Below are 22,175 nucleotides of genomic sequence, written 5' to 3' on the forward strand. Positions count from 1 at the left end.
CGGGCAGAGGGGGGGACGCAACATGACATCGTCAAGCGGTGCTCACCCTATTGGCTCGCATCGCGGAAAGTACCGTGGCGGTATCGTGCTCTGGTATGTCGCCAATTTCAGCCATCTTGGCATCCAGTTTGCTCAACATGGCTTCGAACGTTTCCGCGTACGCAGGATCGCCCGCCAAGTTGTTGAGCTCGCGTGGGTCCCTTGCGCAGTCGAACAGTTCCCACTCCGGCGGTTCCTCGCCCCCGCGCGCGCCTGGCTGATCCAAGTCATTGTTGTACCAGTAGATCAGCTTGTAGCATTCATCGCGAACACCGTAATGAGCAAAAGCATTATGATAGTAGTCCTTGTGCATCCAATAGCGGTGATAGGCGAGGTTCTGCCAGTCTTCGCCTACGGTTCCCTCCAATAGCGGCCGCATGCTTGTGCCCTGCATATAGCTGGGCACCGGCGCCCGGGCGTAGTCGAGGAAGGTGGGAGCGAAGTCCACATTGGTGGCTATGCGCTTCGACACAGCTCCTGGCTTGATGCCCGCCGGGTAGCGGATCAAAAAGGGCATCTGCAGCGACTCTTCATACATGAACCGCTTGTCGAACCAGCCGTGCTCGCCCAGGAAGAAGCCCTGGTCGGAGGTGTAAATGACGATGGTATCGTCCGTCAGATGCTTGGCCTCGAGATAATCGAGCAGCTTACCCACGTTGTCGTCCACCGCAGCGACGGTGCGCAGGTACCGCTGTACGTAGCGTTGGTACTTGAACAAGTGCAGTTCACGGCGGGATGTGAAGGTGAAAACTTCGCCCGACTCCTTATCGATCAGGCGCAACCCGGTGACATCCTCTGGATCAGGAATCTTGCGCCCTACAAAGCCGTTCTCCCCTCGCTGAGCTTCGCCGATCTCATCGCCACCCTCTGGCTGAACCAAGCCGAGGTCGTCATAAGTCATGTCCTCGCGGATGCGCATCTTGGCAAGCCTGGCAGCCTGCGCCCGGTTGGAATAATCGTCGTCGTATGTCTCGGGTACCGGCAGGTCTTCGAGGTAGAGTTCGCGGTAGCGCGGGTGCGGTGCGAACGGCCGGTGCGGTGCCTTGTGATGGCACATCATGAAGAACGGACGGTCGGCGTCACGTCGTTCTAGAAAATCTATGCATTTATCTGTGACTATGTCGGTCGCGTATCCCGGCTCCACCGTTTGGCCATCGGGGCCGATCATCACTGGATCGAAGTAATCACCCTGTCCGGGCAAGACGGACCATTCATCAAATCCTGTCGGCTGATGTTCAGGACCTTCGCCGAGGTGCCATTTGCCGAACATCGCGGTCTGGTATCCGGCATGCTGCAGGTGCTTGGCAACATTGGGCATGCGGTTGTCGAGGTGGGTGGCCAGCGTGGTTACACAGTTCACGTGGTTGTAGGTGCCAGTCAGAATCGAGGCTCGGCTTGGCGTGCAGATCGAATTGGTGACGTAGCAGTGATCCAGCCGCATGCCCTCAGCGGCAATGCGGTCCAGATTTGGTGTGGAGTTGAGCCCGGACCCGTAGCACGAGATCGCGTTTGCAGCGTGATCATCAGACATGATAAACACGATATTCGGGCGCTTACTGGTCATCTTAGTATCCGTTGTGAGGGCTTGCCGTTCGCAACGGCGGCTTTGCCGCCGCCGCCGCCGCGAGGATGGCCGAACTCAGTCGACGTAGAAGTCCGAGAGGTAGAACTCGCTTGCTGGCACCGGATCGGTGATGCGGCCGAAGTCGACATAGAGACCGGCTAGCACGTCGAGCCAGCCGTCGACCGTTCCGTCAGCGGTCAGTTGCTCAAGTTCCTCGCTGGAGGGCAGGCGGGCCTGCGGGGCCTCCGCAGCCAGCGGCTCTATCGGAACACCGAGGAAGTCTGCGGTGATCTGCACGGCCTCGTCGATGTTGTCCCGCCGATAGTCCAGAGCTTCTTTGATCACCGCGTTCATCTTACGGATGGTCTCTTCGTCTCCAGCCTTGCTGTTGCTCACGATGAAGGAGCTCGGAAAGGCCACCTCGGGGAAGAAATCCTCGTTGGAAGAGAGTTCGTTGAGGTCGCTGACGCGCTGCCGGATCACATCAACGAACGGGTACCAGATACCTGCGCCTTCTACCTGTCCAGAAGCGAACGCGGTAACGATGGTGCTGGGGTCCATACTGACCACTTCCACATCGTCCAAAGTCATCCCAGCCTTCTCGAGTGCCAGGCGGAGCAGCATGTCTCCGGATGTGCCTTCCGGCACCGCGACACGCTTGCCACGCAAATCTTCCATCGACTCAATGCCCGGCTGCGCAATGACGCGGTCGGTGTAGCCCAAGGCATTGATGGCGATGACTTTCGCCTGCCCCGAGGCCGGCAGCCACAGAGCACCGGGCCCGATATACGCAAAATCCAGCGATCCCGCACCAAGAGCCTGAACCTGTATCGGGCCATTCGTAAATACCTTGAGTTCCGGGTCCAGCCCGTGCTTCTCCCACAAGTCCTGTTCGCTTGCGATAGCCACCATGCTGGTACCGAAGTAATCGGCAATATAGCCGACCCGAACCTTCGTCAGCTCTTGCGCCGATATCGGCATGATGGCCGAGGCAGCCAGTGCCACCCCGGTAAGAATCTTGATGAAACTGCGCTTGTTCATATTGCTTCTCCTCCTATTGATCTGAGCTTTGGCGCGACCGTGTGTAAACGGCATGCCAAACTTGGTTGCGGATTGCCGCGAATTCGGGTGACAGTCGGATTTCGTCATTGCGCGGGTATGGCAGGTTCACCTCGATGATCTCCTGCAAGCGTCCTGGTCGTGACGCCATGACAATGACCCGATTGGCCAGGTAAACCGCTTCGTCCACGTCATGGGTAATGAACATGACGGTACGCCGCTCGCGCGACCACGTGTCGAGCAGCTCATTCTGCATACGTACGCGCGTGAGCGCGTCCAACGCGCCGAATGGCTCGTCCATCAACAAGACCTGAGGGTCCACCGCATAGGCGCGTGCGATCGCGCAGCGCTGCTTCATGCCGCCGGATAGTTGCTTGGGCAGCGCATCGGCAAAGTCGGTTAGTCCAACAAGGCCAATATAGTAGTCTGCAATCCGCCGACGTTCGGCCGCGCTAGTGCCCTTGAGCTTAAGTCCGAATTCGACGTTCTGCCGGACAGTTAACCAAGGGAACAAAGCGTACTGCTGGAAAATGACGCCGCGCTCGGGCCCTGGTCCATCGACTGCCTTGCCGTCTACGAGGCACTTTCCGCTGGTGGGTGCGAGCAGACCGGCAGCAATGTTCATTGCCGTCGACTTCCCGCACCCGGAGGGGCCGACCACTGTGACGAACTCCCCGTCGTAGACCTGTAAACTGAAACGCTCCAGTGCAACGAAGGTGTTGTCACTGAACCCGAACACTCGACCGGTGTTGCTGAAGTCGATTTTGACCGTCAATGCTCGACCCTTTCCTGCCAAAAGGTTAGACGGCGTTCGAGGAACAGCACGACGCGGTCCATCACGAGGCCCAATACGCCGATTGTAATGAGGGAAACGAAGATGATCGCGAGATCGTAGTAGAGTTGCCCTTGCTGCATCCGAAAGCCGAGGCCGGACTGAGCCGCTATCAGCTCTGCCGCCACCAATGTGGCCCAAGCGGCACCCAGACCGATGCGGAAGCCCACCAGGATGAAAGGCGTGGAGGCCGGTATGACAACGCGTGTAAAAATCACCCAGTCGTTGGCACCGAGCACCCGCGCTGCATTGATGAAGGTTTTATCGACACTCACTACACCCTGATAGGTCGCGACCACGGACGCCAGGAACGAGGCGAGAAAGATCACGAAGATCTTGGGGGGCTCGTCGATACCCATGGTCACGATGGCCAAGGGAATGATCGCAAGCGGTGGTATCACTCTAAAGAACTGGATCCACGGGTCGATCAGGCCCCGCGCCACCCGGTACCATCCCATGAGAAAGCCGACGGGAATGGCCACTGACACGCCGAGTGCAAATCCAGTTAGCACGCGCACAATGGAGGCTTGCATGTCGTTGAATAGTTGGCCGCTGCTGATTGCGGAGCCAAAGCGGAAAAGCACTTGCAGAGGGCCTGGCAGAGGAGTGGCTCCGCTGGCCGACGAGAGCCACCAGAGGCTTATTCCTAAGACAAACGAGAGCACGCCCAGCGCGAGGTTGGACGTCAGCAGACTCAGTCTAGGCTGGACTCCTGCTGGTGACTCTGCCTGATCAGTCGTCATGCTACCCCCGATATACAAACTGCTCGAGCCCAACGCAGGCGGCACCCAGGGCCCCCGCGTCCGGCTGCAAAACAGCGCGTTCGATTTTCATTGGCCGCAACTGCGGCATCACGCGGCTTGGCAGATCTCGACGCAGATCGTCCAGCAGAGCAGGAGGCGCCTCGCCCAAATGCCCGGAAAGTAAGATCAGGTCGGGCTCCAGCAGCGTCGTGGCTGTGGCGAGCACGTCCACCAAACTGGAGTAGATCCCGCTCCACTCCGTCTCTTTGGCCATTGCGGCACGCAAAAGTCCGTCGGAAGGTATGCTCTTGGTCTGCAGCATTTCGAGCAGCGGCTGCTCTGAGAGGATTGTCTCGAGGCACCCACTACGTCCGCAGTGGCAGGGTTGGCCGTCTTCCTGAACACGAACATGTCCGAGTTCAACAGCGGAGCTGCGGAACGCTCCACCTGCGCCGTTTTGCATCAGGCCTGCTCCTATGCCGCGGCGCATGTAGATATTGAGAAGCGTGCCCGCCCCTTTTCCGGCGCCATAGAGTGTCTCGGCCATCGCCATGGCGGTCACATTATGTGAAAGCAGAACAGGTAAGCCTAGCTGCTCTTCCAGTACGTCAGCAAAGGGAAAGCCGAGTTGGCCTTTTGAGAAGAATGCGTTCAGTCCATTCCGCCCACTCGGATCTACTCTTCCGGGTACACCGACCCCGATGCCTTTGATCTTTCCACGAGGGACGCCTGAAGTCTCGATCAAGCCTTTGGCAGCGATAACCGCCAAAGCCAGCACGTCCTCGATCGTGGTCGCTTCCAAATCGAGGATGTGATTGCCTCTCGCCCTGACGTTCAGAAGGCAGTCTGTCAGCACTGCGCCGACTCGGCCGACGCCGAAATGTAACCCGAGGACATAGGAATGTTCCGGAATAAGGGCGAGTCGGTTCGCGGGGCGCCCAACTCCTGTAGCCACAGCAGTATCGGTCGCCTCCACGTTGCCGTTGGCGATCAGTGAATTGGCCACGCCGGTCAGGGCAGGTGCTGAGATTCCGATTGCCCGGGCAAGGTCCGCTCGCGAGAGCGGTCCGCGGTCTCTTAAAAGCGACAGTGCCTGTCCTGCTGAACTCCGCATGTTCCGCCGATAGTTTATTCGCTTAATTAAATAATTATCTCGGCTTTTGCACGCTGTCAATAACAAGCAGTTGTCTAAGCGCGATCGAACTCCTCTCGGCTGGAAGAGGTTGGCTCTCCTCCTCCGCCGAGGCCCGGCAGGAATGCGCCCCCTTTTTGCCGTTCAGGCGTTCGGCTCCATCTGCCAGAAGCGGCCGGTCCTCTGTGGATGGCTCCCGCATTGCAAGAGGTAATTCGACGTTCTGGCGCGTTGGTCGGGTGCAGTCTTCTGTCCGGCCTATTGATGCAGCCGTAGGAGACTGCTGGCCCTGATGGGGTCGGCGAACAAGGTCCCAATCTGCTAAGCAGGCTATAACGCCTCGGACTGGCTGTGGGTTGTCCCTGTTTCCGGCCTGACCGGTTTCGCCATCACATCGCTTCGCTCTCACAACCTCATGGAGCCGATTGTTCGGCTCGAACTGTTTCCCGCTTCAAGTCTTGGCAGTTTACGCCATCAGATGTGGGGCATGGCGAGCCTGGTAGACCTCGCCACGGGTCATGATCGCCCAGACCACCCGTGCCATCTTGTTCGCCATGGCGACACTCGCCACGCGCACCGGTTTCCTCGCCAGGAGTGCGACAAGCCGGGGGTCTGCGGTGTCTGGCTTGTATTTGGCTCCGCGGATCAACGATGTCGCGCCGATCACAAGCAGCTTCCTCAAATACCGATCGCCCATCTTGGTGATGCGGCCGAGGCGGTCCTTGCCACCACTGGAGTTTTGGGATGGCGTGAGCCCGAGCCAGGCGGCAAACTCTCGACCCGAACGGAACTGTCCCGGATCCGCGACCGATGCCGCCAGTGCCGTTGCCCCGACCGGGCCGATGCCAGGAATGGTCGATAGCCGTCGTGCCAGTTCGTCAGTTTTGTGCAGGGCGAGGATCGAACGGTCGATCGCCTGCAGACGGACATGGGTGTCGAGAACCTGTTCGCATAGCAGGCCAAGAATCTGCATCGCAACCGGTGGCACGTCTGGTGTCACTTCCTTCCTGGCGATTTGGCGTGCCAGCCCGAGCGCCCGCAGCACACCTTCGGGGATGGCAATGCCGAACTCAGCCAACAAACTGCGGATCATATTAACCAGCTGCGTGCGCTGCTTGACTAGCAGATTGCGGGTGCGGTGGAGCGACAATGCTGCCTGCTGCTGGGCCGACTTGATCGCCACGAACCGCATGGTGGGGCGTGTCACCGCTTCGCAGATTGCCTCGGCGTCCACGGCGTCGTTCTTGCCGCGCTTCACATAGGGCTTCACGTAGGCCGGCGGCATCAAGCGAACCTGATGGCCAAGCCTACCCAACTCGCGCGCCCAATGATGCGATGTTCCGCACGCCTCCATGCCAATTAGGCAGGGCGGCAACTTGGCGAAGAACGGCAGAACTTGCGAGCGCCGCAACGCTTTGCGCACGACGACCCCGCCGGACGCATCAACGGCATGAACTTGAAAAACACGCTTGGCCAAATCGAGGCCGACGGTGGTAACTTGCATGGCGGATGGCTCCTTTGCTCGGGTTGCCTGATAGCGAACCCACTTTGGCACTCAGATGCCGGGAGCGGGAGCCATCCACCTCATCCGCTAAGCCATCAGAAATGGCTTAGAAGGGGTGGAGAGCCGACCGGCGGCTATTCGCAACAACCTTGATGAAGCAGACGTTTCTCGCCGGCGCGTAGAGGCCGCAACTGACCGTCCCCGGCTCTAAAACTCACTCCAGTCATCCTGCTTCAGCGCCAGGAGGGGCTTGGACGCCGCCCTAACCGAGCGTTCAGCAAAGTACGGCAACATGTATTGGCACGATTAGTATTGCGTACGTGCTGCTTGAGAGAGCCAAACGCCTGCTTTTCTGAAGGCCAGGACGCTCTTGGCTTTCTGGCGAGCTAACCTAGGGCTTCCCGTCGCCCGCTTTTGCCAAATCGATTGCGTCTATTCTGCCACCTTCTCCGACCCTCATTCCACATTAGGAGAACCACTTTGGACTAGGTCGGGACCTCAATCGGCAAGGCCCGGCGGCAATGTCCCTGACTTGAACAGCAGCCTAGGCTCATCATAAGTGTCAGCTTCGACGTCAATGTCTGCTGAGTAGGCCCACACACCTGTCCGAGAAGGGGCGATCCGCTCCGCTGTTGCAATGGCCGCCTCTGCTGTCTTCGCAGCCTGCGGCTGGTCCGGCTGCAACTTTCGGCCTTTGGCTCGGAAGCCCTGAACAAAGTACATCGTCGCCATGATCCATCCTTCGGTTTGCATCGCGGCATAGCACGCCCGCCTGGTGGACCATACGTCTGCCCCTCAACATACATTCGAGTTTGTCACTCTCGAAACCCGACGCGTTCTTTGCGCACGCCCGTAAACACCTGTTCAAAGGCAGGTGGGACGGTACCAACGCCGTTTTTGCCGCTTGGGATCGGCATGTGCGAGCCCGGAACGACCATCGGTAAGAAGCTCGGCGACACCGTGGCTGGCGATAGCTGCGGCTACCTTGGGCTCTGGCAGCGGCAGAACACGCCACCGCCGACTGATGCGGGCGCCGGGCGTATCCTTGGCGCTGTCATCGACAGCAAGAAGGCCGACGAGCTCATTGCCGCCGGGGGACGGTTGAGCGTCTGTCTCGAGGAGAACACCAAGGCCCCGCACGACAGCACTCATACGGCTGGAGCAGTCGAGGCGGAGATGTGTGACGCACGAACGGGTGTCTAAGAGCTCACCAGAGAGATCGTGCGGTCGAGCAAATAGCCGTTCCCGCACTAGCTAAGAGCGATACCACTTGGTAGGGGCAGCCTTTTGAGCAGCCTCGACGGACATCCGCGATCGGATGAGTTGCGCGGTCAGTTGTGACTGGCCGAAGTTAATCTGTGACGTGACATCGGACACGGCAAAGCGCACGGTGTCGGATCGCGCTAGCGTCTGCTGGGCCGCCTGGCGTCGGGCCTCCGACCTGGCCTCGCGCAGTTCGGCAGCATAACGCTGCTTCTCACGGTTCATGAGAATGGCGTCATAGCGGCTTCGGGTAGCGTGGATGGCCATCGCATTACAGTGCGGCAAGCCTGTTAACAAACTTTTAAGGTGGCGGGCAAGGAAGCAGGGGAGCGGCGGATCCAGCTCTGGAAGGTCAAAGGCCTCTGCACTAAAGCGAGTTCACCAGCGGCTTCTTGATATCTGTCCTGCCTTGCGGGGGGCTGTCGAGGCAGAGGTGCGGGATGCTCGCACCGGCAAGCTCACCAGAGAGATCGTGCGGAGCGGGGAAGTGATCAGCCCAGGCAGTCCGACTACATAGACAGAATGAGCGCCACGTTGGAAAGATCGGCTTTGCCAGTGCCCTTTAGACACGCCGCCGCTCCGGCGGACGTCGATCCAAGCTGCGACGGCTGACCTAAGGCAAAGCCCGACGCTTCACCGGCATTCGCCTGTCCTTGTCCGGGGCTGCTTGGTTGAATGCCCGCGGCTCCTGTCGGAACAGTTGACCACTCTTTCTGTTGTGCCCCCGCGGGGGATGCCACACAGGAGGAAATGACGATGTCATTCATGACGAAGTCGGCAGCTGTTATGCTTGCAACCACCGCCGTATTGGCGCCAGCTGGTGTTACTTATGCGCAAAGCCTTGAAGGCGCGCAGGCTCGAGCCACAGTATCGCTCAACGTTCGCTCCGGACCTGGAACTGGGAACGGTGTAATCGATACCCTTGACCCGGGTGAACGCGTTTCCGTTGAGCAATGCCGCAGTGGCTGGTGCTTTATCGAGCATCCCGGTCCAGACGGCTGGGTCTCGAGCCGTTTCCTCAATGCTGCGAGCGGCGGCTCTGGTGGGGGCAGCCAGGATAGCGGCGGCGACAGTTCATTCACCGGATCGGCTCGCGCCACGGCAGCGCTAAATGTTCGCTCCGGACCAGGCACGGGCAACCGCATCGTTGATGCGCTCTACGAAGGCCAGGAGGTCGATGTTGGTGAATGTCGCAGTGGCTGGTGCCAGATCAGCACTGCCCGCGGCACTGGCTGGGTCTCCAACCGCTACCTCGAGCGCACCGGCGGTAGCTCTGGCGGCGGCGGTGGACAGCCATCCAGCGGTGGCGGACTTGCGGGTGGTTATGCCGAGTCATCGGCGGCACTTAATGTCCGATCGGGCCCCGGTACTGGCTTCCAGGTCGTTGACGCCCTGTTTACAGGCGAGCGTGTGGAAGTACGGGAGTGCCGGAGCAGTGGTTGGTGCCAGATTTCCAGCGACGATGGCAATGGCTGGGTCGCCAGTCGCTATCTGCAGCCTGCACGTGGTGGTGGTAGCAATCAGGGCGGGAGCTCCGGGGTGAGCATCTCAACCCCCGGATTCAGCTTCTCCATTGGTACAGGGGGGAACATCGAGTGGAATGTTCCGAACCGCAACCGGGACGGCGAAGTTTGCTTCTTTGAGGACTTCGACTACGGCGGCAACAGCTTCTGTGCCGAACCAGGTGATCGTGATGCCGATCTGCAGGACTTCAACGACACCATCTCCTCGATCCGTACGTCCGGTGACGTGGAGGTTCAGGTCTGCGAAGACTATGATTTCGAGGGCCGATGCGCGGTGATAACGTCGAGCCAGCCGCGCCTTGAGGGCCGCAACAACGATATCATCTCCTCTTACCGGGTCCGGTAGCTCTTAGAAATTGGGCTTCAGGTTCAACCTGGAGCCCTTTACCACCGCGTTCCATACTCCCCTGACCGCAACATCAGAACTCCTGCAACCACTGATCGGCACCATGCCGCCGGACGGAAAGGCGCCCCCGTTCTTGCCCTTCAGGCGTCGAGTTCAATTTCCCAAATCCGACGGGCTCTGCCGATGTGGAAAATGGTGGAGCAGGCGGCGATCTGAATTACCCCATTCCGGCCGCCGAACTGTGAGTCATTCGCCGTTCAGCGCATCCTTGGTTGCCTTTGCGGGAGCGAAGGTCAGCTTTTTGGAAGCAGCGATCTTGATAGTTGCGCCCGTGGAAGGATTGCGTCCCTCTCGCGCCGGTGTGTCTTTCACCTTGAACTTGCCAAATCCAGGAATACTGGTCTCAGTGCCTGAGACGGCAGCCTTCGTGATCTCCTGGAATACACTTTCAACGATCGCCTTGGCCTGTGCCTTGGTAAGATCCTGTTCTGCTGCGATCTTTTCGGCGATCTCGTTGGTGGTCGTCATGGAGGTGGAGCCTTCTTGTCTATATGAATAGCCCCGCGTTCTGTAGACACCTTCGGGGTTAGATTTGGTGCCGCCGTTCGAACTCGACGGGTGAGAGCATGCCGTTGCGGACGTGCTTTCGGGTTGGGTTGTAGAACATCTCGATGTAATCGAACACATCCTGGCGAGCTTCGTCCCGTGTCCGATAGGTCCGACGCCTGACCCTCTCGCGCTTGAGCAGGTTGAAGAAGCTTTCGGCCACAGCATTGTCATGGCAGTTACCGCGCCGGCTCATCGAGTGAACCAGATTGTGGTGTCGCAGGAAGCTGGCCCAGTCCATGCTGGTGAATTGGGAGCCCTGATCGGAATGGACTAGCACCGTGTTCTGTGGCTTTCGGCGCCAGACAGCCATGTGCAGGGCCTGAAGGACGACCTCACTGGTCTGCCGGCTTTGGAGTGACCAGCCGATGACGCGGCGCGAGAACAGGTCGATGACCACGGCCAGATAGGCAAAGCCCTCCATGGTCTTGATATAGGTGATGTCGGTCACCCAGGCGGTGTCTGGCGCATCGACGTCGAACTGACGAGCCAGGGTATTGTCGACCACGGGAGTGTCGGGATTTCCGTGTGTAGGCGGCATAATGGGTAAGAAGGAGTCTCCCCTATGTCGCGACGCAAAGAACCTGCCATACCGAACGAACTTCTCGACCAGCTCCTGGCTGGCGGTGCGGCCAGTGCGGCGTTTGAACAAGGCGGTCTGCTGGATTCGCTGAAGAAGGCGCTGACTGAGCGTGCCCTGAACGCAGAGATGGACCACCACCTCGCCAGTGGTGAGGGCGCTGGCAACATGCGGAACGGCTATGGCCGCAAAACCGTGACGACCGAGACCGGCAAGTTGGAGATCGATGTGCCGCGCGACCGGCAGTCGAGCTTTGATCCGCAACTGATCGCCAAGTACCAGCGCCGCTTCCCAGGGTTCGACGACAAGATCGTGTCGATGTACGCCCGCGGCATGAGCACCAGGGAGATCGCCGGGCACCTGCGCGATCTGTATGGCATCGATGTATCAGCGGACCTGATCAGCACCGTGACGGACGCTGTGCTTGATGAAGTCGCCACCTGGCAGCAACGGCCGCTTGACCCGGTTTATCCGCTGATCTTCTTCGATGCGATCCGGGTCAAGATCCGCGACGAAGGCATGGTGCGTAACAAGGCGATCCATATTGCCCTGGGAGTGCGCGCCGATGGCGCCAAGGAAGTGCTCGGCCTCTGGCTCGAGCAGAATGAAGGTGCCAAGTTCTGGCTGCGGGTGATGAACGAGCTCAGGAACCGCGGCACCGAGGACATCCTCTTGGCCGTTGTTGATGGGCTCAAGGGCTTCCCCGAGGCAATTACCGCCGTATTCCCCGAGACCGTGGTTCAGACCTGCATCGTCCATCTCCTGCGCAACTCGATGGACTTTGTCTCCTGGAAAGACCGCAAGGGACTGGCAACGGCGCTCAAGGACATCTACCGCGCGACCGATGCCGATGCTGCCGAAAAGGCGCTCGCGGACTTCGATGCCGGCTCTTGGGGGCAGCGCTATCCCGCCATCGGCCAGAGCTGGCGGCGCGCCTGGAGCGAGGTCATCCCGTTCTTTGCCTTCCCTGACGAGGTCCGCAGGATCGTCTACACCACCAACGCCATAGAGGCGCTAAACTCAAAGCTCCGGCGGGCGGTCAGGGCCAGGGGACACTTCCCCAGCGATGATGCCGCCACCAAGCTGCTTTACCTGATCTTGAACCGATCAGAGAAAGAGTGGAAAATGCCGCCACGTGAGTGGTCAATGGCCAAGGCGCAGTTTGCTGTCATCTTTGGCGAGCGCTTCATCAGGGCCATGGCGGCGTAATGTTTAACCGACCGCCCGCACACGAAATTACTGACACTCCCTCGACCACCACAGATGGCTTGCCTCCATAGGCACCAGGCCGGCGCCGGTAGCCGATCTGAGCCTTGATCCCGGCCAGTCTGGCCAGGCGCGCAACACGATTGGCGCAACTGGTCTCGCCCTGGTCCAGCAGATCGTCATGCAGCTTGCGGTAGCCATAAACCTTGCCGCTCTGCTTCCAGGCCTCTTCGATCAGCTCGGTCTGGCGAATGTCTTCCCGCGCCCTTTTGCTCAAAGGGCTTTTGAGCCACGCATAATAGCCGCTGGGATGGATGGAAAGGCACCGGCACATGGTGCGCACACAGAACTGCTGGCGATGCTCGGCGACAAACGCGTACCTCACTTTGCATCCTTGGCGAAGTACGCGGCCGCTTTTTTTAGGATGTCGCGCTCCTCAGTGACCCGCGCCAGTTCTCGCTTCAGCTGCCGGATCGCATCGGCCTGATCCCCACCCTTGGAAACATCCGATGCATACTTCTTGCGCCACTCGTAGAGCGAATGAGCACTCACCCCCAAACGCTGCGACACCTCCGAAACAGGATACCCCCGCTCGGTGATCTGACGCACCGCGTCCCGCTTGAACTCGTCGCTAAAATTGCCTCTGCCCATGTAGGCCTCCTTGCCTCAAAATTAGGGAAGAAGGCGTCTACAAATCTAGGGGCTATTCAATACAGTATGCCCAGCGAACTCAGGGCGATCAGGGCATGGAGAGGATTGCGGAGCCGTGCAGGGCAACAACTCACGCGACGGTGACTACTCGTAGCTTGAGAATAACAATGACCAAGTGCCCGATAGCAAGTGCTGGTTGGCGACGCGCACCCAGTCTTCCGGCTTCAGATGCATATCGCAGGCTTCTATTATTCTCAGAAGGGCCAGCACGTGCGGCTTTCCGGACTGATTCGCAAACCTGCTGAATGATAGCTTAGCTACTGATAAACTTGCACAAAAAAAGCAGTTCATGCAGCGTTCATCTGGCCCCGAATAGCACTGTCATAGGGCTCCCAGAGATTGGCGGTGGAAGTGGTTTTCTTTAGGCTTGTCCGAGCTTGTGTGCATGGCGTTTCACGCGAGCGCTTTCACAGTGCGACTGTGCTCACGCTAGAGGCGATTTCTTGGGTGGTGGCGATAGCCTCGGCTCTGCTGATCTACTGGCTGCTAAGTTAGTCAGGGAGGCTGAATGGCTCCTGTGATCCTTGCGTGCAGGAGAATGCCCATACCGCATCTGTGTAAGCTAGGTGCGGTGCAGGCATCACAAGCTCGCGAGAAGGCTCCGCACATACGGGCTGTTAACCCTGACCGAGGACCATCTGGCACATCGGGTGGAGTGCGCTCCCGAGTGCTGCCCCATTGTTCGGTATTGAACTGACAGTTGAACCCACACAGCCGCTGGTAGGCCTCCCTAGCAGCCGACGAGCCGCTGCAGGAAAGCACCTAAAGCTGCCAAATTGAAATAGTTCGAGCTAACATGAAGAGACGAAATTTCCTCAAGCTGATGCCACTGGCGCCCGCCGCCATGCTGCCCCTTACAGGTGCCGCCCACGCGTCACTCTGGAACATGATGAACAAGACCCGGGAGCTCACGGATGCCGAGCGCGAGGCCAACAGCGCTGCAGCTATCGCCTCCATCGACACGGTCGAGCCGATCCTCTCCTACGATACGGCCAACAATCTCCATATGGCCATTGCGCAGTATGAGCCATTCGTCGCCCGCGGGGGCTGGGAGCAGGTGCCCCAAGACACCTATGGTGTGACCATGGGCGTCGCCCGCAACGGCGTCATTCAACTCAAGCGCCGCCTGTTGGCTTCGGCGGATATGCCGATGGTCGATAGGGTTGACGACGCCTTCGATGGTCCAACTGATGCTGCACTGCGCCGTTTCCAGGCCCGCCATGGCCTGAAGGTTACAGGTCATGTGGATGACGCAACCTGGTACGCCCTGAACGTACCGGCGGAAGCACGTCTGCGTCAGCTTCGCGTGAACCTGATGCGAGTGCAAGCCATGGCCCCGACCTTGGCTAACCGCTATGTGGTGGTCAATATTCCGGCAGCCTTCATCGAAGTGGTCGAGGGCGGAATGGTTCAGCGGCGGCACACGGCGGTGGTCGGGCGCATCGATCGGCCGACGCCGATCCTGAAGAGCCGCATCCACCAGATCAACTTCAATCCATACTGGAATGTGCCGGTTTCGATCATCCGCCGAGACCTCATCAAGTATATGAACGAAAACCCGAATTACCTCACCGAGCAGAAGATCCGCATCTTCGACAGCAGCGGTCAGGAGCTGCAGCCATACCAGATCAACTGGCAGACCCAAGAAGCGGTGAACTACCGGTTCCGGCAGGACCCCGGACCGCAGAACTCAATGGGGTACGTGAAGATCAACTTCCATAATCCCCATGCAGTCTATCTGCACGACACTCCGACCAGGAACCTGTTCGGGGAGAATGCTCGTTTCCACTCTTCCGGTTGCGTTCGCGTCGACCAGGTGCAGGATTTTGTCTCGTGGGTGCTGCGGGACAACGGGGACTGGGGGCCTGCTGCCGTCGGCAACGCCTTCGCTACGGGGGAGAGGAAGGACGTGGATGTCCGCGAGCCTGTCGAACTGCACACCACCTATATCTCGGCTTGGGCCAACCGGAACGGCGTGGTGAGCTTCCGGGATGACGTTTACGAGTTCGACATGGCTGGCAAGGTCACGTTCGAAACCTGAAGTGTCTACGACAGCCGGGCCTGTGAAAACCTGTAAAACCGCGGCACACGAGTGCCGCGGTTTTTCGCTTCCCCAAGGCGGCTGGTTGAATTGTTGGACGTAGAAGCTGACAGCCCTAAAGCAAGGCCAGGGTGGAGTATGCCGTCGCGGGGCAGGGGCCATTTGGATCGAGCGGAAATGCGCTCAGAGCTTGTTGATCAAAGACATAGCGTCCTTCGCATACGTCCCAGGCCGGAGGCTGTTTGTGAGCGTTGAAAAGGTCAACGCCCTCCTTGAGGTTGGACCAGAAAGCATAGTGTGGGCTCCCAACATGACCAGCGAGGTTCACTTCCGTCATGCGGAAAGGCAGCAGCTGAAGCTGGATGGAGCGACTGCCCCCTTTGAATGTCTCCCGTGCCAATGCGTAGATCTCAGCAATTCCCTCGTCGGTCATGGCGTAGCAGCCCACCGAGAGGCAGTCGCCATGGATCATGAGATAACTGCCGGTTCTACCCCATGCCTGGTCGAATTTGTTGGGATAGCCGACATTGAAAGACAGGAAGTACTTCGACTTGGAGTTCATCATGGCCGGGGTCACATCATAGAACCCCTCGGGAGCCTGATGGTCGCCCTCCTTCATTTTGGGTCCAAGCGTGCCCGACCATCTACAGATCGGATAGCTCTTAAGGAGCGCGTACTCACCGGTCCGAGTTCGCTTCCACACCTCCAGTTCCGAAGACTGCTTGTAGACCCTTATCATCATCGGCTCGGCCGGCGAGGACCCGATCTGAGACAGTCTGTCGACAAGCACACGAGGCAGCGGCACATTGTGCCGGTTGTCTTCGAAGAACTGGCTACAGGCGCTTAGGATGAGAACGGCAATGGCTAAAGCGGCGGCCTGGAGGATGCGGTGGAGCATGGCATGTACGCTTTCTCAACTTGTCCGCGCACCCTACGCAGCAGGCGTTACCACTCCATTGTCACTGGCTCTGCGGGGTATCATCGCGGAAAGAGAGGGCTTCTTTATTGGTCATGCTAGCCCACCTCTGAAGACGTTAAGATCGCCACTGCTTTGGCGAAGCCCTTCAGCCTTAATCACCTGTTAACTGGATCGGTGCAGTCTGAAGCAATCAGATCCTCCCGTCTGGTCAAACTAAAGGCGCTCCGGTTGAAGCGCCTTTTCTTTGTCGGAGGATACTGATGGGTCTAAAGGCTAAACCTTGGCCTCGTCCGTCTCTGCCACTGGCGTCAGTACAGCGGGCGGGGCATCTGGGAGCTCCGCGGCGGCGAGAAGTTCACCGCACAGCTCAGCGGCACCCCTGGTGGCCTTCGTTTCGCCAGCAAGGATTGTCCAACCTCCGTCATCAATGATCTTGTTGCGCTTACGGGCCGTCGTCTCTGCCTTCAGCGCTACGAGGTTAGTGTAGGCGTCCGGCGAAGCCATGAACTTTTCGAAGCACACCGCACCTGCCACAGATGCCACAGCTCGCTCGGAGGCCACCTTTGCTTGCTCAGCCGCGGTGCCACCGGTGACCCAACCGCCGAAACTGAAGCCTACGATCATCGTCAGGACCGATGATCCGGCGCAGTACCAGAACAGCGCCTTTTTAGACGCGTGATAGGAGCGAAACTTTTCGCCAACACTGCTCATGATTTCCCCTCTTCCCTTTGTAGATGCTCGACGCTACGGGGCCGGGAGTTAACGAATTGCTCACCCCATTCGCTGGCCCGTGACAAGGGGAGACACAGGTGCGTGAACGTTTGAGGGAGGCACAGGCGTTTGGCAGCTGCTTGGTAGCTGAGGGCAACGCTGACTAGCGGCACTGATCCAGTACTTTTTGGATCGACCCGGACGACCCCTTGGCGCCAAACACGGTGGCGTCGAATGCCTCCAACCCGTCCTGGGGACCAGTTCGCACAAAAGCGATGCGGATAAGGTTTCTGGCACGTTGAGCGATCCTGGCCCACTCCCGTGCCACCGGCCCCCGCACGATTACCGAACTTCCATCCATGTGGACGAGAGGCATCTCCTGGGCAAAGCTGCTGCTCGCAGCAGTAACTCTACTCTCTGGTTCCGGATCGGCAGTGATGGCCACACTCATGCTCGAAGCGCCAGCGACTTGGGAGTGTGGCTCCCGGACCCAGAAGCCCATCGCGAGATCGCCCCCGCGGCAGGCGAACTGGAATTGCGCGCTGGCAGTGTCGGAGTACGCGATGGGTACGCTGCCACCTTCGTACTTCCACTCCTTGGCGCTGGCAGAGGTCACCAGGAGCAAGCAGGCGGCAAGGATCAAGCGTCTGTGCATGGGTTTTCCGAATGTACGTTACAAGACATCACAAAGCTGGAGCGCAGCGTGAGCGGATCGATGGAAAAGCCGCAGTGCGTCCTCAGCCTCGAACGAGCTCCATCTGCTCCACCTCAATGGTCGTGCCCTGCTGGCAGAACGAGAACTCCGCCAGCCGACCCTCCACTTGCACGGTATCGCCTGTACCGACTTTCCCCAAACGACCTGTTAAGGTGTAGAGGCGACCAGAATGGTCCCTCATCGCTTGGCATTCTACGCCCTCGTCGGTCAGAGTGCCAAAGATCACCACGTCGTTGTCAGGTGCAGGGGCAGGGGGCTCAACTGGGCGAACACTGACCACCTGCAGGGTGGTGCCTTGCTGACAAAGGGAGCGGTCGACAGCGTTGGCCACCAATCGGATACGGTCACCATCCCGCCACGCCCCGATCGGACCAATCAACGTATAGAGACGCCCATCATCCCCGCGCATGGCCTGACAGGTGATCCCCTCATCGGTGAGCGTGCCTGAGAGGGTTCTGGTCGGGAGATTTGTGCCGCCGGGGCGCGGGCGCTCGGTATGGCTGGGAATGCGCAGTACCATGCCGGGGCGCAGCAGGTTGGGGTTGCGAAGATTTCGATTGGCTGAGGCTAAGGCACTCAGGCTGACGTCATATCTCCGAGCTATGCTTGCCAAAGTGTCCCCGGCACGCACCCGGTAAGTGCCACTCGCTGCTGGTCCAGACGAGGGTGTGGGGGAGGGCTGAGCGCCACCCCTCAATTTCAGCACCGTGCCGAGCTGGATGTAGTTGGGGTTGGAGAGGCCATTCAGGCGCATGATTTCCCCAGCCGGGATGCCACACCGCGACGCGATGCCGTACAATGTGTCACCTGGCTGAACACGGACCGTAGCGCCACAGACAGGCTGGGCCTGCGCAGGAGCAACAACGGCCCCTGCGCTGCCCAGAGAAACAGCAGCAAGCGCCGCAGCGGTAAAGAGCTTTTTCAACATGATCTCAACTCCCGGCATTCCAGACCGGATCAGATCACCTGACGCCTGAACGGTGTCTGAACAACCGAGATGGCCAGCCCCTCGGCAGACTGATCGCTCCGAACTTGGCGCGGCGGCAAGGCCAAGATTGTAGAAGAACGCAGATGACCGCCTATGGTCCTGTTTCTGCCCGAAGCGGTGCGGCATGGACTGGCACTGTACGAAGCGGGAATTGAATGACCCATCGGGTACCTGGTCTTGGACCACCTCCAATGGTGCGTGCCGCGCGGCCTTCCAGTGCAGCAACCATCGAACGCACGAGGAGGCGCCAAGGCCTGCCCCTTCATTGCCGCTAAAGCCGCTGCCATTGTCACTCACTTCGAGCAGAACGGAGCCGCCCTGCGTTTCTAGCGAAACTGCTACCGAGCCGTGACCATCAGGGAAGGCGTGCTTGAGTGCGTTGGTTACGAGCTCGTTGACGATAATGCCAAGTGCCACTGCATCAGCACCACGCAACTGCAAGGCCTCCGCTTCAATGGCCAATGAGATGCCTTCACCGGGCAGGGTCTGTCGGACGTCTTCAACGATGGCTGCCAGGTATGGTGCCACATCCACATGCGCAGAATCGGTGTCGATCCTCAGCCGGCGCTGTGCTGAGGCGATCCCAAGGATGCGCTGGTGAGCATTCTCAAGAGCACGGCGAACTTTGTCGTCTTCGGCTTTCATCGCCTCAAGAAGCAGAAAGGAAGAGACCATCGAGAGATTATTGCCGACACGATGGCTTAGCTCCCGCAAAAGATGCTCAATGCGGCCACGCTCCATCGCAAGGTCGCTCGTGCGTTCCTGAACCCGATGCTCCAGATCTCGATTGGCCTGCTCCAAACCTGCAGCGAGCCGTTGCTCTGCCCTGAGCCTCGCAGTGATCGACAAGAGCGTGGCTCCGGTGACGCCGAAGATGGCGACAAGGAGCATCACCCTTACTAATCCCACGTAGCGCTCTCGCTCGGCAAGCGCGCGATTTTCCTCCTCTTCAATCGCCGCTACTGCGTCAAATATACGTGCCGAAGTGCGCCTCAGCTCGTTCTCTCGCACCGCTCGGACTGCAGCTTCCATCCCGTCACTTTGAAGGGCTTCGAGAGCTTCATCGAGTTGCCCGTCACGCTGTTCAATCAGCCGGAGCAAGCCGCCGACCAGATCGTCCTCGATTGCCCGGCGTGCCACTGCGGCGCGCACCGTGTCAGCCAGCCCGTCCAGTTTGGCCCGTGCTTCGTTCGCGTCTGCTAGATAGTCGATGTCGCGCGTGAGAATGTATGCTCGCTGGGCACGTTCGGCTTCGACGATTGCCCGATGGAGACGCTCGATCGCGGTACGCGCTTCGAGCGAGGCCCGCACCTTGTTCTCGGCCCAATAGCTCAAGCCTAAGAGCGCACCCGCTATCGCTGCCATGAGGATGAAGGTGGTGATCCCTGCGACGTGAACTCGAAAGCCGCCGTCTCTGACGGTCATCTGGACCTCCGAATCAATCAGATCTCAGGCAGATTCGTAAAATATCTGCAGGGCCGCAACGCTCGTCGCTAAAGGTTGAACCTAACCATTGGCGACCCTCTGCCGCTCGCAGCTGAGCTTGATTGAAGAAGCCGCTGATGATTGTTGCTTGCATGAGCCGACGGGGCGTCGATTTTGAGTTCGGCTAGTAGGCTGCTACCGCCAGTGGCATCAGCAATGGGTCGTCAGCTCTCTGATGCGGTCTTGGTAAGCTATGGGGCGCAAGTCACCGCTACCGTGCAACCAACTCAACGACATCATGGAGCGATTCGAACATGGGGCTAGGCAGTTCGAGCACATAGCGTTGTTCTTCGCCGGCAACCTGATACAGACATCCCACCTGGTTGCGCTCCCCGTCACTGCCATAGAGCACGGGCTGTTCATCGCCGAAGTGAAGGGCGCCACGATAGAAGAAGCCGCCATTGGACGGGGTAAGGCTGCCTGAGAAACGCTGGGAGCCACTGGTCTTTGCGATCGAGCTGCCCTCCTCCCCGATCCGGCAGCTGAAGTAGTCATAGACAACGGCAGGAAGCATGCCGCCCAGCTTAATGGTCCGGCATTGATAGTCGCCGTCCGGTAGCGAGCTCGTCGGGGTAAATCCGGGGGTGTATAGGGCGCTGATGGTGACTCTATCCGCTGCACGGTCGGCGAGCAGCGCGGCGGCGAGACCCCGCGTGCGCGATTTGACGATGCCAGCAAGCCGCTCCTCATCGGATGCGTTTACCGCATCTGCCGGTGCTCCGCAGGGCTGCACTTGAGCCAGTGCGGGCTGGATCATGAGCAGTGCTAGTCCGCTCGCTACTATTTTGCGCATCAGCATGGCTGGGGTTCCTCGTTGCTTGTTGAGGGGGTAAACGCTTGGCGTTCCTACTCGAAACTTCCCTTAGCCTAACCTCGTGATCACCTCGGCCCATCTCCGGACCCAAAGGAAGACTGAGCGGGTTTCGCTGCGGCTGTCCCGGAGTCACCTCTCGTAAGCTCTCGACCCAGCCCGAGATCTAAGGAACCCAAGCATCCCACCCTAAGCCCACCAGTAGACCCATTAGGATCACTGCAAGCGCGATAAAAGTTCTGGTGGAAGGCCCGAAGTTCTTCTCGGGTCGCTGATCGTCGTCCAATGAGCGCACCTCTTATGTATTTCGGCGGAACGTAATTGGAGGCCGAAAGGATCACAAGGTCGGACGGTTTTTCGAAGAACCCGTGAGAGCCATCGTGGTCGGGGCAGAGGGCACCCGCGGTACTGAACGTAACCGGCTCTGCCAGAAGCTCCAGATTTCTATGTAGGATTGTTTCTGACAAGCGAGGTGCGCACTTGGGACAGCGCTGATGGTCCGTTCTGGTCCTACCAGGCGGACGCCTGCTCGTTGTCGGGTGGAGGCGAACAGCAGCTCCACAAATGAGTTGGTCGCGCAACGGCAGACATGAGGTCTTTCACTGCCCGAAAACCGATGAACTACGTTTCACGAGTTGCGCCTCGCCGCGGTCGTTCAAAGCAGACGCATCCCTGAGGTTACGATGATCACAAGCGCCACACCCACCATCAGCGGTCTGACGGGTATTCGCTTGACCAGGATGGCACCGAACGGAGCGGCTAGGACGCCGCCGATGATGAGGCCGGCAGCGTTGGCGATCTCAGTCCAGCCGATCGCAAGAACAAAGGTGATCGAGATAGTGAGTGTGACCAGGAATTCGGTCAGGCTTGTCGAGCCGATCACCTTTTTTGGTTCATGACCTCTCCCGACCAACGATGTCGTTACGATGGGACCCCAGCCGCCACCACCCATTGCGTCCAGCACACCGCCGCCGAAACCGATCACTGGAATAAGCCTGTCGCGAACGTCACGTGGCCAGAGTGGACGAAAGGCCTTGAACAGAATGTAACCCCCAATGCCCATAAGGTAGATGGCGACGAAGGGTTCGATGGCACCTGCATCGATGTTCGCCAGCGTGAAAGCACCAATGGCTCCACCGATCATGCCGGCAGGGGCGAGCCGCGCAACCAGACGCCAGTCTACATTTCGATGCAAGGCGTGACTGGTCCCCGACGCTGCCGTTGTGAATATTTCGGTCACATGGGTCAGGGCGCTGGCGGTTACGGGTGGAACACCGAACGCCAGGAGCGACGAGGTCGTGATGACGCCAAACGCCATTCCCAAGGCACCGTCGATGATCTGAGCCCCAAAGCCGATCGCTATGAAGATGAAAATGTCTTGTGTCACGTCCGCACTC

General features: G+C 59.2%; 18 protein-coding genes and 2 pseudogenes. 4 read left to right on the plus strand and 16 right to left on the minus strand.

What is annotated here, in order from left to right:
* Positions 1-31 precede the first annotated feature (31 nt).
* From QOV41_RS09805 to QOV41_RS09830, 6 genes are all read right to left on the minus strand, one after another.
* A complete protein-coding gene (locus QOV41_RS09805; protein ID WP_284581132.1) occupies positions 32-1,603 on the minus strand; it encodes a sulfatase family protein in 1,572 nt (523 codons plus the stop codon).
* A gap of 75 nt (positions 1,604-1,678) precedes the next feature.
* Positions 1,679-2,644: an aliphatic sulfonate ABC transporter substrate-binding protein gene (locus tag QOV41_RS09810; RefSeq protein ID WP_284581134.1), complete on the minus strand. Its 966-nt coding sequence runs from the start codon at positions 2,642-2,644 to the stop codon at positions 1,679-1,681.
* Between the two features lie 13 nt (positions 2,645-2,657).
* Entirely contained in the window at positions 2,658-3,437 is a 780-nt protein-coding gene (locus tag QOV41_RS09815; RefSeq protein ID WP_415926762.1) for an ABC transporter ATP-binding protein, read from the minus strand.
* On the minus strand, positions 3,434-4,192 hold the full coding sequence (locus tag QOV41_RS09820) for an ABC transporter permease (RefSeq protein WP_284581263.1): 759 nt from the start codon (positions 4,190-4,192) through the stop codon (positions 3,434-3,436). Before QOV41_RS09820 ends, QOV41_RS09815 begins: the two co-directional genes overlap by 4 nt.
* A gap of 46 nt (positions 4,193-4,238) precedes the next feature.
* Complete coding sequence (locus QOV41_RS09825; RefSeq protein ID WP_284581136.1) at positions 4,239-5,243, minus strand: ROK family protein; 1,005 nt, start codon at positions 5,241-5,243, stop codon at positions 4,239-4,241.
* 592 nt (positions 5,244-5,835) lie between these two features.
* Positions 5,836-6,873 carry an IS110 family RNA-guided transposase gene (locus tag QOV41_RS09830; protein WP_284581138.1) on the minus strand — a complete coding sequence of 346 codons (1,038 nt, stop codon included), beginning with the start codon at positions 6,871-6,873 and terminating at the stop codon, positions 5,836-5,838.
* 915 nt (positions 6,874-7,788) lie between these two features.
* On the opposite strand from QOV41_RS09830, the gene QOV41_RS09835 reads away from it, so the two are divergent.
* A complete protein-coding gene (locus tag QOV41_RS09835) occupies positions 7,789-8,076 on the plus strand; it encodes a hypothetical protein (protein WP_284581139.1) in 288 nt (95 codons plus the stop codon).
* Positions 8,077-8,127: 51 nt separating this feature from the next.
* Here the strand turns inward: QOV41_RS09835 and QOV41_RS09840 are convergent, their stop codons facing one another.
* Positions 8,128-8,403 (minus strand): hypothetical protein, encoded by a 276-nt coding sequence (locus QOV41_RS09840; RefSeq protein ID WP_284581141.1) that lies wholly within the window; start codon positions 8,401-8,403, stop codon positions 8,128-8,130.
* Between the two features lie 489 nt (positions 8,404-8,892).
* On the opposite strand from QOV41_RS09840, the gene QOV41_RS09845 reads away from it, so the two are divergent.
* The gene (locus tag QOV41_RS09845) at positions 8,893-10,005 is read left to right on the plus strand and encodes an SH3 domain-containing protein (RefSeq protein ID WP_284581143.1); all 1,113 of its coding nucleotides are present in this window, start codon (positions 8,893-8,895) and stop codon (positions 10,003-10,005) included.
* Between the two features lie 246 nt (positions 10,006-10,251).
* Here the strand turns inward: QOV41_RS09845 and QOV41_RS09850 are convergent, their stop codons facing one another.
* Together QOV41_RS09850 and QOV41_RS09855 are read right to left on the minus strand one after the other, a co-directional pair.
* A complete protein-coding gene (locus tag QOV41_RS09850) occupies positions 10,252-10,533 on the minus strand; it encodes an HU family DNA-binding protein (RefSeq protein WP_284581144.1) in 282 nt (93 codons plus the stop codon).
* Between the two features lie 58 nt (positions 10,534-10,591).
* Positions 10,592-11,122: pseudogene (locus QOV41_RS09855) on the minus strand (IS3 family transposase); the annotation flags it as partial.
* Between the two features lie 54 nt (positions 11,123-11,176).
* Here QOV41_RS09855 and QOV41_RS09860 point away from each other — a divergent pair.
* Positions 11,177-12,400 carry an IS256 family transposase gene (locus QOV41_RS09860; RefSeq protein ID WP_284577064.1) on the plus strand — a complete coding sequence of 408 codons (1,224 nt, stop codon included), beginning with the start codon at positions 11,177-11,179 and terminating at the stop codon, positions 12,398-12,400.
* Between the two features lie 40 nt (positions 12,401-12,440).
* Here the strand turns inward: QOV41_RS09860 and QOV41_RS09865 are convergent.
* Positions 12,441-13,048, minus strand: a pseudogene (locus QOV41_RS09865) (transposase); the annotation flags it as partial.
* 856 nt (positions 13,049-13,904) lie between these two features.
* On the opposite strand from QOV41_RS09865, the gene QOV41_RS09870 reads away from it, so the two are divergent.
* On the plus strand, positions 13,905-15,149 hold the full coding sequence (locus tag QOV41_RS09870; protein WP_284581147.1) for a L,D-transpeptidase family protein: 1,245 nt from the start codon (positions 13,905-13,907) through the stop codon (positions 15,147-15,149).
* A gap of 115 nt (positions 15,150-15,264) precedes the next feature.
* On the opposite strand, the gene QOV41_RS09875 is transcribed toward QOV41_RS09870, so the two are convergent.
* The 6 genes from QOV41_RS09875 to QOV41_RS09900 all read right to left on the minus strand — a co-directional run bounded on the left by QOV41_RS09875 (position 15,265) and on the right by QOV41_RS09900 (position 22,165).
* Complete coding sequence (locus QOV41_RS09875) at positions 15,265-16,047, minus strand: L,D-transpeptidase family protein (RefSeq protein ID WP_284581148.1); 783 nt, start codon at positions 16,045-16,047, stop codon at positions 15,265-15,267.
* A 294-nt stretch (positions 16,048-16,341) separates the two neighbouring features.
* Positions 16,342-16,779, minus strand: coding sequence for a hypothetical protein (locus tag QOV41_RS09880; RefSeq protein WP_284581149.1), 438 nt, complete (start codon positions 16,777-16,779; stop codon positions 16,342-16,344).
* Positions 16,780-16,942: 163 nt separating this feature from the next.
* Complete coding sequence (locus QOV41_RS09885; protein WP_284581150.1) at positions 16,943-17,434, minus strand: hypothetical protein; 492 nt, start codon at positions 17,432-17,434, stop codon at positions 16,943-16,945.
* 82 nt (positions 17,435-17,516) lie between these two features.
* A complete protein-coding gene (locus tag QOV41_RS09890) occupies positions 17,517-19,907 on the minus strand; it encodes a LysM peptidoglycan-binding domain-containing protein (RefSeq protein ID WP_284581152.1) in 2,391 nt (796 codons plus the stop codon).
* 271 nt (positions 19,908-20,178) lie between these two features.
* Entirely contained in the window at positions 20,179-20,766 is a 588-nt protein-coding gene (locus QOV41_RS09895) for a DUF4893 domain-containing protein (protein WP_284581153.1), read from the minus strand.
* A gap of 667 nt (positions 20,767-21,433) precedes the next feature.
* The gene (locus tag QOV41_RS09900; RefSeq protein ID WP_284581155.1) at positions 21,434-22,165 is read right to left on the minus strand and encodes a sulfite exporter TauE/SafE family protein; all 732 of its coding nucleotides are present in this window, start codon (positions 22,163-22,165) and stop codon (positions 21,434-21,436) included.
* Between the last annotated feature and the right edge of the window lie 10 nt (positions 22,166-22,175).

This window comes from Devosia sp. RR2S18, from assembly GCF_030177755.1.
Lineage (GTDB): Bacteria > Pseudomonadota > Alphaproteobacteria > Rhizobiales > Devosiaceae > Devosia > Devosia rhizosphaerae.